The following is a 14357-nucleotide window of genomic DNA, read 5'->3' as shown; positions in this document are numbered from 1 at the left end:
TTTGGATAACTCCTTTTGTCTCTCTTTGGGTACACAGCCATGTCGTCTAATGATCCCTTGTTACAGCCCTACAAGCTAAAGCACTTAACCCTTAAAAACCGCATTATGATGACCTCCCATGAGCCGGCTTATCCTGAAGATGGGTTGCCTAAGGAGCGTTACCTTGCTTATCATGTGGAACGTGCCAAGGCGGGTGTTGCACTCACCATGACAGCTGGATCTGCCACTGTTTCTAGGGACAGTCCGCCAGTATTTAACAACATATTGGCCTATAAAGATGAGGTGGTTCCCTTTGTAAGAGATATGGCAGATGCCTGCCATGAGCATGGCTGTGCAGTGATGTTACAGTTGACTCACCTTGGTCGCCGAACGGGTTGGAATAAAGGCGATTGGCTACCTGCTGTGTCTCCCTCACACCACCGAGAAGCGGCTCACCGTGCCTTCCCTAAAAAAATGGAAGATTGGGACATTGACCGCATTATCCGTGATTATGCTGATGCCGCTGAACGTATGTACGCTGCTGGATTAGATGGTATTGAACTGCAAGCCTACGGTCATTTAATGGATCAATTTTGGTCGCCCTTAACCAATACCTTAGAGCCTCCTTACGGTGGCGCGTTAAACAACCGCATTCGGTTTACCTTGCAGGTGTTGCAGGCAATTCGTGACCGAGTGGGTTCAGAATTCATTGTTGGTGTTCGTTACACTGCAGATGAAGCTTACGCAGGAGGTATTAATCCAAGTGAGGGTATAGAGATTTCTAAAATTCTGCGTGACACGGGCCAAGTCGACTTTCTTAATGTTATTCGTGGGCGCATTAACACTGATGCAGCATTGACTGATGTGATACCCATTATGGGCATGAAAAGCTCGCCCCACCTAGATTTTGCTGGCTCTGTGCGCGAGGCAACAGGATTCCCTGTTTTTCATGGTGCTAAAATCCCCGATGTTGCCACAGCACGCCACGCCATAGCAGACGGAAAACTGGACATGGTGGGCATGACAAGGGCACACATGGCTGACCCTCATTTAGTGCGCAAAATCATGCAGGGTAAAGAAGCAGACATACGTCCTTGCGTCGGGGCTAACTATTGCTTAGATCGTATTTACCAAGCCGGTGATGCTTTGTGTATTCACAATGCGGCTACTGGTCGAGAACTCACAATGCCACATGACATTGCCAAGGCTGATATACGTAAAAAGGTGGTGATTATTGGCGCAGGACCAGGTGGCTTAGAGGCTGCTCGGGTGGCTTCTGAAAGGGGTCACCAGGTCATTGTGTTAGAGGCAGCAGCCGAGCCAGGTGGGCAAATACGCCTCACCGCGCAAACCCCAAGACGCGCAGAAATGTTGTCTATTATTGATTGGCGGATGGCTCAGTGTCAGAAGCGAGATGTGGAATTTCACTTTAATCACTGGGCCGAGGCGGATGACGTTAAGAGCTTGGACCCAGATGTGGTGATTGTAGCCACCGGTGGTATGCCTGATACTGATGTATTAACCTCGGGTAACGAACTTGCAGTGTCGAGCTGGGATATTCTTTCTGGCGATGCCAAACTTGGTAGCAATGTGCTGATTTTTGACGATGCTGGCGACCACCCAGCACTTCAGGCTGCAGAATTGTTAGCTAACAGTGGTGCTAGGGTAGAAATCATGACACCTGATCGAAGCTTCTCACCTGAGGTGATGGCCATGAATCTAGTGCCTTATATGCGCAGTTTACAAGATAAGGATGTTATCTTTACGGTGACTTACCGAGCTGAAAAGGCACGCCGCTTGGGCGATCAAATTGAAGTAACGTTAAGTAGTGATTATGGCAGCATTAACAAAACTCGGCTGGTGGATCAGCTAGTGATTAATCATGGCACTTTACCCTTAGATGGCCTCTATTTTGACTTAAAGGAAGACGCTTCTAACCAAGGTGAGCTTGATCAAAAGGCCTTTATTGAAGGTTTACCTCAAACCAGTCTTCGCAATCTGCAGGGCCAGTATCAGCTGTTTCGTATTGGCGACGCAGTGGCTGCACGCAATACCCATGCAGCTATCTATGATGGTTTACGCTTAGCTAAGGACATCTAACTGCCTTTTATAGAAGCTTAGTTCTTTTTAAGAAAGTGAAGGATTATAGACAAAAGGCTAATAGCTTCGGCACAATTTCAGCGTATGGTTGTTTGCTGATTTACTCTGAGATAGCAATAATGCAAGCACTATTAATCAACAAAGACGAAGCAGGTTACACGGCCCGGTTAGGCCAGATTGAAGAAGCACAGCTACCTGAGGGTGATGTGTTGATTAAGGTGGACTACTCCACACTCAATTACAAAGATAGCCTAGCCATTACTGGCGCATCCCCTGTTGTACGAAGCTTTCCAATGGTGCCTGGAATTGACCTTGCTGGCACCGTAGTAAAGAGTGATCACACCGATTTTAAAGTGGGTGAAAAAGTGGTGTTGAATGGGTTTGGTGTCGGTGAGGGCCATTGGGGAGGTTTAGCCCAAATGGCTCGGGTCAAAGGTGATTGGTTAGTGCCACTGCCTAGCGCATTTACAGCTAAACAAGCCATGACTATTGGTACTGCAGGTTACACAGCCATGTTGTGCGTTATGGCTCTAGAACAACATGGGGTAACCCCAGAAAAGGGTGAAATTTTAGTCACTGGCGCAGCTGGCGGTGTGGGGAGTGTTGCCATTAGTTTGCTGGCTAAATTAGGATATAACGTAGTGGCTTCAAGTGGCCGAGCAGAAGAAACAGATTATTTGTTGAGTTTAGGTGCCACCAAAGTGATGGACCGTAATGAGTTGACTGAAAAGGGTAGGCCGCTAGCTAAAGAGCGTTGGGCTGGTGCTGTAGACGTTGCAGGTAGCCATACCTTAGCTAATATTTGTGCATCGATGAAGTATGGTGGCGCCGTTGCTGCGTGTGGCTTGGCCCAAGGATATGACCTACCAGCCACAGTGATGCCTTTTATTTTACGCGGTGTCACGTTAGCGGGCATTGACAGCGTATATCGTCCTAAGGCGGACCGTATTGCTGCATGGAACCGCTTAGCTCAAGATTTAGACCTTACGCACCTAGAAGCAATAATGACTGAAATAACCCTAGCTCAAGCATTAGAAACTGCCCAATACCAAATTGATGGCCTTACCCGTGGTCGCTTTGTGGTTAATGTAAACACTTAGCTGTTATATTACCAACCCAGCCTTAGGTGTCCAGTGTAACTTGCAGATGCTTGAGGCTCCTGGTATTTGGTCCAATGTTGCGTTTTCTGGTAGACATCAATATATGGCTGCCAAATGGGGAGACCAAAAGTGGATGATCTAAGCAAATTTATTGGTCGCCTGCCTGTATATGTTTTACGAAACACGTCTATTCAGGTTAATTTAGGGTTGAAATATTAGACAGTCGTCTATATAGTGAAGATATGAATAATGTAAGTACCATAAAACAGGCACGTGGGCGCCCCAGTAAAAGTGCCCAACAAACTGATGAAAATCGCCAGCGACTAACTACTATCGGCGTTGCCTTGTTAACCAAAAAAGGTTTTGGTGCAACAGGTTTGGATGAGGTTACCGCAAAAGCCGGTCTGCCTAAAGGATCATTTTATGCTTATTTTGACAGTAAGGAAGCATTTGGTCTGGTACTGATTGATGCTTATGCTAAATTTTTTAATAAGATGTTGGACCATGCTTTTCTGAATGAGGCTTACACTCCGCTTGAGCGGCTCAACAATTTTATTATGGAAGCACGCAGCAACATGGCCAAGTATGATTTTAATCGAGGCTGCCTAGTGGGTAACCTAGGCATTGAAATATATGCCTTGCCAGGAGTTTTTCGGCAACGCCTAGTGGATATCTTCTGTGAATGGCAGGGTAAAACTGAAATCTGTTTGTTAGCAGCTCAGGCCTTAGGTGAAATACCACCAAACATTAATTGCGCAGCCAAAGCTGAATCATTCTGGATTGGCTGGGAAGGAGCTATACTGCGGGCTAAACTAGAACGACGTGCTGCTCCTATTGATATCTTTAAAACAGATTTTTTAGAAAATTTAACAAGGCAGAGGTAGGATTTTTTTTAATTAATTAATAGTCGACTGTCTAATAACTATAATAAATTTAATTTTATATGGCATTATATTTATTATCCAAATGTCTTATAAATCTGAATTAACAAGATTTACTTATTTTATTTATTAGTCGATTGTCTATTAAATATTTGATTTTAACGCTTTAAGGAACATTAATATGACAGGTGTAAATACGGTTACAGATCAGAAAGCCGTCACAGTGATTGGCAACTATGTAGCTGGGCAGCACTGTGAAGCTTCAGGTTCAGTCGGACATGAGGTGTTTAACCCAGCCTCTGGAGAGGTCTGTGCCCATGTGACTTATTCAACCGTTGATGATGTGAATCAGGCTGTGGCGCAAGCCCGTAAGGCTTTTGTAACTTGGTCAGAAGTGCCACCCATTATCCGTGCTCGTAAAATGAACCGCTTACTAACCTTAATGCAAGATCATAAAGAAGCCTTGGCAGCAGCCATCACTACCGAACACGGTAAAGTGTTTTCTGATGCGATGGGTGAAGTTGAGCGGGGCATTGATATTGTTGAGTTTGCCTGTGGCATCCCGCAGCTGCTGAAAGGTGACTTTTCGGATCAAGTGTCTACCAACATGGATAACTGGACTATGCGCCAGCCTCTTGGTGTGGTAGCTGGAGTTACACCATTTAACTTTCCTGTCATGGTCCCCGCTTGGATGTTTCCGGTAGCCATTGCTTGCGGTAATACTTTTATTCTTAAGCCATCTCCTACTGATCCTACCCCTTCGTTGTTGATCGCCGATCTTATAGAGGCTGCTGGTTTCCCTGATGGTGTATTCAATGTTTTGCAGGGTGATAAGTTGGCTGTAGAAGCATTACTTGATCACCCAGATGTAGAGGCCCTGTCATTTGTAGGATCTACTCCCATAGCCAATGCTGTTTACCAGCGTGGTGCTGCCAATGGCAAACGCATACAAGCTCTAGGCGGTGCCAAAAACCATATGGTGGTAATGCCAGACGCCGATATATCTAAGGCGGTTGATGGTCTTATGGGAGCCGCTTTCGGTTCTGCTGGAGAACGATGCATGGCTATTTCGGTTGCTGTACTAGTGGCTGATGCAGCTGATCGGGTAATGCCCTTGTTGACTCAGCGTGCGCAAAAGATCTGCATTGGTTCAGGAATGGCACCAGAAAGTGAGATGGGGCCGATTATTAGTGATTCTGCGCGCCAGCGCATAAGTGGCTACATTGATACAGGTGTTGAAGAAGGGGCACAATTACTTGTTGATGGCCGCGATCATTCTGTGCCTGGGTTTGAAGGAGGGTTCTTCTTGGGGGCCACTTTATTTGATCAGGTCAAGCCCACTATGAAAATTTATCAAGAAGAAATATTTGGCCCAGTGTTGTGCTGTGTTCGAGTTGATACGGTGGAACAGGCCATTGAGCTTATTAATTCTCATCGTTTTGGCAATGGCGTTTCCTGCTATACCCGCAGTGGTGGGGTAGCCCGATTATTTAATCGCACCATACAAGTTGGAATGGTAGGTATCAATGTACCTATCCCTGTACCTATGGCTTGGCAGGGATTTGGCGGTTGGAAGAAAAGCTTGTTCGGTGACATGCATGCCTATGGAGAAGAGGGAGTACGTTTCTATACCCGACAAAAGTCAATAATGCAGCGTTGGCCTGAAGATATGGCGGATGGCGCAGAATTTGCTATGCCAGTGGCCAAATGATGAATCAAAAATTTGATTACATTATCGTTGGAGCTGGCACAGCTGGTGCGCTCTTAGCTAACAGGCTAAGTGCTGATAGCTCAAAGCGTGTGCTGTTGTTAGAGGCTGGAGGTAAGGATAATTATCACTGGATTCATATTCCTGTGGGATACCTGTATTGCATCGACAACCCCCGCACTGATTGGCAGTTTAAGACGGAACCAGAAGCAGGTCTAAATGGCCGCTCCCTGTTATACCCACGAGGTAAAACACTGGGTGGTTGTTCCTCTATTAATGGCATGATCTACATGCGTGGCCAGGCCAGAGATTATGATCAGTGGGCAGAGCTAACGGGCGACCCTGACTGGTCTTGGCCCGCCAGTTTGGAGGACTTTAAGGCCCACGAGGACTACTATCGTCTGGATGACAGTGCTAATAGTCTTGACCCAAAAATACAAGGATGTGCGCGTTTGCATGGTTCTGGTGGCGAATGGCGAGTGGAAAAACAACGCTTGCGTTGGGAAATATTAGAAGCTTATGCCAAAGCAGCAACCCAGACAGGCATACCCTACACCGATGACTTTAATGGTGGTGATAATACTGGTGCTGGCTACTTTGACGTTAACCAGCGTTCAGGCTGGCGTTGGAATACTTCAAAGGCGTTTCTGCGGCCCATAAAAAAACGCCCAAATTTAGAAATCTGGACCCATGCTCAAGTCACCAAACTTAATCTTGGTACGGATGCTGATGGCCAAAAAAGATGCACTTCTGTAGATATTAGGGTTAAGGGTAAAGGCCTAACTGTCGAGGCTGGGTTGGAGGTGTTACTGAGTGCCGGTGCTATTGGCAGCCCTCACATTTTGCAGCTTTCTGGCATTGGTTGCCCAGAACATTTGGCCAGTGTAGGTGTTGAGGTTAAACACGCCCTTAAAGGGGTTGGCCGTAACCTGCAGGACCATTTGCAAATTCGTACTGTATACGGTGTTGAAGGGGTGAAAACCCTCAATAAAATGGCCTCTACTTTAATAGGCAAAGCAGCTTTTGCTCTGGAATATGCACTCAAGCGCACTGGACCTATGAGTATGGCACCTTCCCAATTGGGAATATTTACCAAGAGTGACCCAGCCCTCAAACATGCCAATCTAGAATTCCATGTACAACCTCTTAGCCTAGAAGCCTTTGGTCAGCCATTGCACGATTTTCCAGCCATTACTGCCAGCGTTTGTAACCTTAACCCCACTAGCAGAGGCACAGTATTACTCAAGTCAGCTGACCCTTTTCAAGCACCAGCTATTGCGCCTAACTACCTGAGTACAGAAGAAGATCGTAAAGTAGCCGCTGACAGTATGCGAGTGGTGCGTGGCATCGCCCAGCAGCAGGCATTGGCTCAGTACAAGCCTAAGGAAATAAAGCCTGGGGCCCAATTCCAGACCGACGCTGAACTGGCACAGGTGGCTGGTGATATTGCTTCCACCATCTTTCACCCAGTGGGAACTACCAAGATGGGTCAGAAGAATGATCCTCTAGCCGTGGTTGACAGTCACTTAAGGGTCTACGGTATTCGTGGCCTGAGGGTCGTGGACGCTGGCGTTATGCCAACCATTACCAGCGGTAATACAAACAGCCCAACTTTGATGATTGCCGAAAAGGCAGCGCGTTGGATTTTGCAGGATAACTAACCGGACATTAGCAAAGCTATGGATGATATACCTTTGAAAAAAGGCCCCCTCAGTGGGGTCACAGTACTCGACTTTTCACGAGTTTTAGCTGGCCCTTACTGCACCATGGTCCTAGCTGACCTTGGAGCTCGTGTTATTAAGGTTGAAAAAATTGGCACTGGTGATGATACGCGTGCCTTTGGCCCCTTTATTGAAAAAGAATCGGCTTACTTTAATTGCTTCAACCGACATAAGGAAAGCATCGTCTTAGATATTAAATCGCCACGTGATCGAGAGTTATTAGAACGCTTGTTTGATACGGCTGATGTGCTGGTAGAGAATTTTCGTCCTGGCGTCATGGATCGCCTAGGTTATGGACCTGAGCGTATAGCCAAGACCCACCCCCATTTAATCTACACCTCCATTTCTGGTTTTGGCCATTCGGGTCCCTATAAGGAGTTCCCAGGCTACGACATGGTGGTTCAGGCTATGGGTGGCATTATGAGCCTCACAGGCTGGCCCGACGGTGAGCCCGCTCGTGTAGGCACTAGTTTTGGTGATTTAGGTGCGGCTTTGTTTGCGGCAGTGGGTATTGTTTCAGCACTTTATAGTCGTACAAAGGATGCACAGGGCACTCGAGTAGATATTGGCATGCTTGATTGTCAGGCAGCGTTAATGGAAACGGCCCTTGCACGTTATGATGTTGAGGGTATTGTGCCCAATCGGACAGGCGATTCTCACCCCTCGCTGGCTCCCTTTGAAAGTTTTCTCACTAAGGATGAGAAGATTGTTATTGCTGCAGGTAATGACACCCTGTTCATGTTGATGGCAGATGCTCTAGAAATTCCAGGATTAGCCCTTGATCCACGCTTTATGACCAACGATCTAAGGTGTAAAAATAGGCCCGAGATGGTCATTGAGATCGAAAGAGCACTAAAGCAACAACCTGTGACTCACTGGATTGATGCGCTGAATGATGTGGGTGTGCCCTGTGCCCCAATTAATACCATTGACAAGTTGTTTGACCACCCACAATTGCTGTCTAGAGACATGATTGTTCAGGTAGAGGGGCCTTCAAAAGTACCACTAAGAACCGCTGGTAATCCTATCAAGATGCATGGCCATGAGGAAATTGATGTTAATACTCCTCTCTATGCACCCGGTTTGGGTGAGCATCGTGAGCGTATTTTGGCTGAGCTCTTGGGCAACCATGGCGCTTATGACCTGCCTGCCAACAAGCAGAAAGGTAAGCAAAAAGAAACACCAAAAAAACCAAAAAAAACTTCAAGTAAATAAGGGGAAATAACTCAGATGACTGCAAATAAAGACAAAACAACGACTCAGCCAAGTACTAAGGCTGAACCAGAAATGATTTTGGTTGAGCGACGTGAGCAGGTGGGCTTAATCACCCTTAACCGGCCCAAACAGTTAAATGCGCTCAATCGGCAACTCGCCAATGAAACCCTTGCGGCACTGCGTGATTTTGATGTTGATCCACAAATTGGTGCCATCGTTATTACTGGAAGTTCTAGAGCCTTTGCTGCTGGGGCAGATATTGAAGAAATGGCATCACAGAGTTTCACCGAATTTTATATGGATGATTTTTTGTCCCCTTGGGATCAAGTCAGTAGTATCAGCAAGCCTATTATTGCAGCGGTTGGTGGCTTTGCCTTAGGGGGTGGTTGTGAGTTGGCATTGCTATGCGACTTTATTATTGCCTCAGAAGATGCTCAGTTTGGTCAGCCAGAAATTAAACTTGGCATCTTGCCAGGTATCGGTGGATCTCAACGACTGACCCGTTCTGTGGGTAAAGCTTTGGCCATGGACTTAGTGCTAACTGGTCGCAATATTGGCGCCCAAGAAGCGAAAGAGGTGGGGCTAGTGGCGCGAGTGGTGCCATCAAAAGATCTACTACAGATCACATTAGAAGCTGCTCATACTATCGCTGGCTATAATGCTCCAGCCGTAAGAATGGCTAAGCGAGCTGTCAATATGGCACTTGAGGCGCCATTAGCTGAGGGTTTACGCACTGAAAGACTATATTTTCAAGCGGCCTTTGCAACGGATGGCCAAAAAGAAGGCATGAGTGCCTTTTTGCACAAGCGCGCCCCAGTATTTCGTAACCGCTAAATCAACGAATGAAGAATTACGAAGTAAGGATTATTAATGGAGGATAACTAAGAGAGGATAACTAAGAGAGGGTAACTATACCTAGTATTAAATTTTACTTAACTAACTAAATAACAAAAAGAGAGAGAAACTATGAAACAAGTAACAAGAAACATAATTGTCAGTGCAGTATCAGCTCTGCTGCTTACCTCTGGCGCAGCAGTTGCTCAAACGGAAATTAATATTGCCGGTTGGGGTGCTAAATCGGGGCCGTTAAGATCATTCGGTATTAATTCAGAAGCAGTGATGAAGGCTGCTGTTGCCCGAGTTAATGAAATGGGTGGTGTTAAACTGGCTAATGGTTCTATGGCGAACCTTACCTATAATTACAGTGACAGTGCCTGTAATGCTGAGCAGGCCATTGCCGTAGCTCGAAAAGAAGCAGCTGAAGGTAAATCACTTATTGGTATAGGTCCCACATGCTCTGGCGCAGCTGCAGCAATGTTTGGTGTGTTCCAAAAGCAGGTTGATGATGCTGGTGACACTGGTCTGCAATATCCTATTCTAACGGATACCGCAGTCCGTAATGGCTTGGCTAAGATTTCGCAATGGACCTTCCGTAACACGCCCAACGAGCCAGAAATGTATGATCGTCTATGGGCTTGGATAGCTGAAAACAATCCTGAGCTAAAGACTATTTATGGTGGCACAGAAACAGACCAAGGGCACTCTAATGGAACTTACTCTAAGGTTATTGTGCAAGCGGCTACGCGTCATGGCTTTACCTGGGCTACAGGTGACATCGAAGGTTTAACTGGTGATATAGCCTCTGGCTACAAGGAAGTGTTAAATAACTCTTCTAACTGGCTCCAGGCTGATGCTAGTTTTTCGGTCCAAGCACGTGCTTTTCGACGTTCAAATGCTGATGTTTTGATTATTTCATCTCACCCTTTCACCACTTGTGGCATGCTCAAAGAATTGTCCCGCCAGAAGGTTAAACCAAAGATGATTGTAGGTTTGACGTCATCGTCATCTGCAGAAGTTATGAAAGGTTGTGCGGCTGAAGCCGAAGGTATGATTATTCCTACTAGTTTTGCTCCGATTACAGAAGCCGCTGCTGAAGTTGCAGCACTTGCTAATGCTAATGGTGGTGATGCCGATTTGCACTCTGCTGCAGTATGGGAAAACGTGATGATCATTAAACAGGTTATCGAAAATGTAGGAATTACTGGTGATCCAGCCATGATTGAGCAAGAGCGCCGTAAGATTCGTGATGGGCTTGCTGCTCTAACTGAAACTGACGGTTTGCTAGGTAAGATTACCCGAGTACAAGACGAAGGTGAGGCTCTTAAGCCCTACGTATTTGTCCAGGCTCAGAGTGGTTCATGGAATGTAATCCACGACCCTAGGTAAGCTGGGTATACGCCCTTTGAACCCGCTGGTATGACACTGGCGGGTTCGTGCCCAAATTAATAAGCCATAGCCACACTTAATGGGTGTTTCGCATAAAGGTGGGCTGTTGCAAAAATGTACGAAGTGAAAACTTATGAATTTTGACCATATAGACATAATCCAGTCACTGATTGACGGAGTCCTGTTTGGCTCCATTTATGCCTTGATTGGGTTAGGCTTTACGCTGATTTTTGGGGCAATGCATAAACTCAACCTAGCCTACGCAGCATCCAGTATTGCTGGTGCGTATTCGGGTTTGATGTCGTTGACCATATTTGGCCTACCCCCACTAATGGCTTTTATTATCGGACCCATTATGTCGGGTGTTATTGGCTTGATACTTTATTTTGCCTGCTTCCGATTCATGCCAAGGGGCAACCATCTTGCACCCCTAATGGCTTCCATCGGTGCCCTATTTTTTATTGACGAACTGATTATTCACGAAACTTCTGGTTCGCCATTGTCGTTCCCCGCAATCTTGCCAGACGCCTATTTTTTTCTGGGTGAATTTGGTATTCGTGGTGATTTACTTTTGGTTATGGGTTTTAGTTTCATCCTCATGGCTATCGTTATGCTGTTGCTCTACCGAACTAAACTTGGATTGGGCACACGTGCCACCTCACAGCAACCTGTAGCTGCATTACTATGTGGTATTCCAATCCATAGAACTAATAGTGCGACCTTTATTCTGGCGGGTGTCTTGGGAGGCTTTGCAGGGTGTCTATTAGCCGCTTCAGTAGGCGTGCTGTCACCCCTTTTGACCTTGCCCCTCACGGTAAAGGGTCTTATCGTTACCGTAATTGGAGGCCTTGGTAGTATTCGTGGTGCCATCGTTGCTGGCTTCGCAGTAGGTGCAGCTGAAGGTATCTTCTTACTAGTTCGTGGTGTAAACGAACGTGACATCTATGTATTCCTGCTGCTTTTCTTATTCCTTGTGCTGCGCCCCAACGGGTTATTCGGCACCACCATCAACCGGGATTGATACCATGACGTATTTACTAGGTATTTTTCAGACTATCGGGGTGCATACGCTGCTTGGTCTGTCAGCTTATTTATTATTACTTACCGGCCAGTTAAGTCTGGCTCAGGTTGGTTTTTTTGCCATTGGTGCCTATGTTTCAGGCATTTTGACTGTTATTTTTAGTTGGAATATTTTTGCTGCCTTGATTCTTGGCTCTCTTATGGCTGGTTTTTTTGCCTTTTTGGTGGGTTTTCCAGCGTTAAGGGTAAAGGGTTTGATGCTGGTGGTCGCGACTATTTCTTTTTCTGAAATTGTGCGCTTGTTCTTCTTTAACCTCAGTTGGCGAGTTAACGTGAACGGTGTTGAAGTTGGCCCTGATAGTACTCAAGGGTTTAGAGAAATTCGTTATTTTGCTGCCAATGGCTGGGAACAGATACATATCGTTGGCCTCATCTGGTTTGTGGTCATGGTGGTAATGCTGGCACTTTGGTGGCTGGACCAAGTCCGGGCTGGTGCTGTTTTGCGGGCCGTTGGTACGGATGAGCTTGCAGCTCAAAGCTCAGGTATTAACCTGACTATGGTAAAGGTTGCTGCTATGACTGGGGGTGGTGTTATCGCTGGTATTGGAGGTGGGTTATTTGCTCATTCAACCACTTATGTTGACCATCATACTTTTGTGATTTTATTGGCAACTTTTGCTGTCTCTTATCCCATTATAGGTGGCCTACGTAGTGTTATGGGAACACTATTGGCGGTCATATTTATCCAAGGGTTTATTATTGAAGGCTTAAGGTTTATGGGTGATTACCGCAACCTTATTTTTGGTTTGCTGATTATTCTAGTAATGAATATGCGGCCACAAGGTTTGCTCGATGGTCACCTAGTGGCAGACATGAGAAAGCTGCTGTTAAGACTGACAAAGGGAGACAAGGCAGATGCTTGAAGTACGAAACTTAGTTAAGCATTTTGGCGGTGTACGTGCCGTAGATGGACTTGACTTTAAAATTCAACAAGGTGAAGTGTTTGGCCTTATTGGCCCCAATGGATCTGGCAAAAGCACCACTGTGAATCTAGTGTGTGGTGTCTTTGCGCCCACTGATGGGGAAATTCTGTTGGATGGTATTGATCTTTGTGCCATCGCTCCCCACAACAGGGTTGATGCGGGAGTTGCCCGTACCTTTCAAAATATCAGGTTATTCAGTGAGTTGACTGTTTGGCAGAATTTATGGGTGGCCTGGCGAGATCAGCCTGGCCAAGAACAGGGCTGGGTATCTAACTGGTTTGGCCGTTCGCCAGCACGTCGACAGGAAATACAGAAATTATTAGAGTTCTCGGGCTTGGGCGATAAAGCAGACCATCTTGCGGGTAATCTCGCCTTTGGCGAACAAAGGCGTTTGGAGCTAGCCAGGGCGATGGCATCCAAACCTAAGCTAATTCTCTTAGATGAGCCGGCAGCGGGCATGAACTCTGCTGAGATCAAAGATCTTTGTCAGCGAGTGCTGGCTATGAAGGAAATGGGTATGACTGTATTGCTAGTGGAACATGTGATGGAATTGGTGATGAATGTGACTGACCGCATTACAGTGTTGAACTTTGGTAAGCCTATAGCACAGGGTACTCCAGTCGAAATTCAGAATAACAAGCTAGTGCAAGAGGCTTATTTTGGATCGGCAGAAAACGCCCATGGAGGAGTTAGCTAATGTTGAGTGTAAACAATTTGGTTACTTCATATGGACTCATTAAGGCTTTGAAGGGGGTTTCGTTGGAGGCCAAGAAAGGCGCAGTGACTTGTATCCTTGGCCCCAATGGTGCAGGTAAGACTACCCTTATGTTTACCTTGGCTGGAATTTTGACTCCAGATACTGGCACAGTTAACTTGCTTGACCAAAATTTAACGGGCCTTGGAGCACCAAAAATACTGCGTAAAGGTTTGGCATTGGTGCCAGAGAATCGCTTAGTATTTGCTGATTTGTCAGTGTACGAAAACCTTCTCGCTGGCGCCTTTACCCAAAGTCGAGCCATGGCTACGCAAGTCAGTGACGACATAGAAAAGATGTACGACCGTTTTCCGATCCTTAAAGATCGCCACGATCAGCCAGCAGGTAACCTTTCTGGGGGTGAACAGCAGATGTTGGCTTTGGCACGTGCATTAATGTCACGACCAAGTATATTGTTGATGGATGAACCCTCTGTTGGCTTGTCACCTATTATTGTGGATGAAATTTTTGCCATTATTAAGCAGCTCAACGAGGACGGTATGTCTATCCTTTTGGTGGAACAAAATGCCACTAAAGCCTTGCAGGTCGCAGATTATTTCTACTTATTAGATCAGGGCAAGGTCACCTTTAGTGGCACACCAGATCAGGTAAAGGATGATGATATTATTAAGCGGGCTTACCTTGGTGGTGGCTAGAATATAGGGTGGTG

General features: G+C 46.2%; 12 protein-coding genes. All 12 read left to right on the top strand.

Annotated elements, in window-relative coordinates; genetic code table 11:
* Window positions 1-39 precede the first annotated feature (39 nt).
* Window positions 40-2079 carry an oxidoreductase gene (locus tag ABXT70_RS09515; protein WP_443640255.1) on the top strand — a complete coding sequence of 680 codons (2040 nt, stop codon included), beginning with the start codon at window positions 40-42 and terminating at the stop codon, window positions 2077-2079.
* A 116-nt stretch (window positions 2080-2195) separates the two neighbouring features.
* Entirely contained in the window at window positions 2196-3179 is a 984-nt protein-coding gene (acuI, locus tag ABXT70_RS09510) for an acrylyl-CoA reductase (NADPH) (protein ID WP_443642501.1), read from the top strand.
* A gap of 242 nt (window positions 3180-3421) precedes the next feature.
* Window positions 3422-4063, top strand: a complete 642-nt coding sequence (gene acuR, locus ABXT70_RS09505; protein WP_443640254.1) for an acrylate utilization transcriptional regulator AcuR — start codon at window positions 3422-3424, stop codon at window positions 4061-4063.
* Between the two features lie 178 nt (window positions 4064-4241).
* Window positions 4242-5771 carry a CoA-acylating methylmalonate-semialdehyde dehydrogenase gene (locus ABXT70_RS09500; RefSeq protein ID WP_443640253.1) on the top strand — a complete coding sequence of 510 codons (1530 nt, stop codon included), beginning with the start codon at window positions 4242-4244 and terminating at the stop codon, window positions 5769-5771.
* Window positions 5768-7429, top strand: a complete 1662-nt coding sequence (locus tag ABXT70_RS09495; protein WP_443640252.1) for a GMC family oxidoreductase — start codon at window positions 5768-5770, stop codon at window positions 7427-7429. The genes ABXT70_RS09500 and ABXT70_RS09495 overlap by 4 nt, the downstream gene beginning before the upstream one ends.
* Window positions 7430-7447: 18 nt before the next feature.
* Window positions 7448-8704, top strand: a complete 1257-nt coding sequence (locus tag ABXT70_RS09490; RefSeq protein WP_443640251.1) for a CaiB/BaiF CoA transferase family protein — start codon at window positions 7448-7450, stop codon at window positions 8702-8704.
* 15 nt (window positions 8705-8719) lie between these two features.
* Window positions 8720-9538: an enoyl-CoA hydratase-related protein gene (locus ABXT70_RS09485; protein WP_443640250.1), complete on the top strand. Its 819-nt coding sequence runs from the start codon at window positions 8720-8722 to the stop codon at window positions 9536-9538.
* Window positions 9539-9670: 132 nt separating this feature from the next.
* Window positions 9671-10930, top strand: coding sequence for an ABC transporter substrate-binding protein (locus ABXT70_RS09480; protein ID WP_443640249.1), 1260 nt, complete (start codon window positions 9671-9673; stop codon window positions 10928-10930).
* A 133-nt stretch (window positions 10931-11063) separates the two neighbouring features.
* Window positions 11064-11951 carry a branched-chain amino acid ABC transporter permease gene (locus ABXT70_RS09475; protein ID WP_443640248.1) on the top strand — a complete coding sequence of 296 codons (888 nt, stop codon included), beginning with the start codon at window positions 11064-11066 and terminating at the stop codon, window positions 11949-11951.
* A gap of 4 nt (window positions 11952-11955) precedes the next feature.
* A complete protein-coding gene (locus tag ABXT70_RS09470; protein WP_443640247.1) occupies window positions 11956-12873 on the top strand; it encodes a branched-chain amino acid ABC transporter permease in 918 nt (305 codons plus the stop codon).
* The gene (locus ABXT70_RS09465; protein ID WP_443640246.1) at window positions 12866-13630 is read left to right on the top strand and encodes an ABC transporter ATP-binding protein; all 765 of its coding nucleotides are present in this window, start codon (window positions 12866-12868) and stop codon (window positions 13628-13630) included. Before ABXT70_RS09470 ends, ABXT70_RS09465 begins: the two co-directional genes overlap by 8 nt.
* Entirely contained in the window at window positions 13630-14343 is a 714-nt protein-coding gene (locus ABXT70_RS09460) for an ABC transporter ATP-binding protein (protein ID WP_443640245.1), read from the top strand. The genes ABXT70_RS09465 and ABXT70_RS09460 overlap by 1 nt, the downstream gene beginning before the upstream one ends.
* The last annotated feature ends 14 nt before the right edge of the window (window positions 14344-14357 follow it).

The organism is Candidatus Njordibacter sp. Uisw_039, from assembly GCF_047730075.1.
Taxonomy (GTDB): domain Bacteria; phylum Pseudomonadota; class Gammaproteobacteria; order Pseudomonadales; family Balneatricaceae; genus Njordibacter.
Note: the sequence above shows the minus strand (reverse complement) of the source record. Positions and strands in the feature narration are given on the sequence as shown.

Bases quoted from the DNA above. Each gene is read 5' to 3' on its own strand.
- ABXT70_RS09490 (WP_443640251.1), top strand. From the start codon at position 7,448: ATGGATGATATACCTTTGAAAAAAGGCCCCCTCAGTGGGGTCACAGTA.
- ABXT70_RS09480 (WP_443640249.1), top strand. From the start codon at position 9,671: ATGAAACAAGTAACAAGAAACATAATTGTCAGTGCAGTATCAGCTCTG.
- ABXT70_RS09500 (WP_443640253.1), top strand. From the start codon at position 4,242: ATGACAGGTGTAAATACGGTTACAGATCAGAAAGCCGTCACAGTGATT.
- ABXT70_RS09460 (WP_443640245.1), top strand. From the start codon at position 13,630: ATGTTGAGTGTAAACAATTTGGTTACTTCATATGGACTCATTAAGGCT.
- ABXT70_RS09475 (WP_443640248.1), top strand. From the start codon at position 11,064: ATGAATTTTGACCATATAGACATAATCCAGTCACTGATTGACGGAGTC.
- ABXT70_RS09495 (WP_443640252.1), top strand. From the start codon at position 5,768: ATGATGAATCAAAAATTTGATTACATTATCGTTGGAGCTGGCACAGCT.
- ABXT70_RS09470 (WP_443640247.1), top strand. From the start codon at position 11,956: ATGACGTATTTACTAGGTATTTTTCAGACTATCGGGGTGCATACGCTG.
- ABXT70_RS09465 (WP_443640246.1), top strand. From the start codon at position 12,866: ATGCTTGAAGTACGAAACTTAGTTAAGCATTTTGGCGGTGTACGTGCC.
- ABXT70_RS09485 (WP_443640250.1), top strand. From the start codon at position 8,720: ATGACTGCAAATAAAGACAAAACAACGACTCAGCCAAGTACTAAGGCT.
- ABXT70_RS09515 (WP_443640255.1), top strand. From the start codon at position 40: ATGTCGTCTAATGATCCCTTGTTACAGCCCTACAAGCTAAAGCACTTA.
- acuR (WP_443640254.1), top strand. From the start codon at position 3,422: ATGAATAATGTAAGTACCATAAAACAGGCACGTGGGCGCCCCAGTAAA.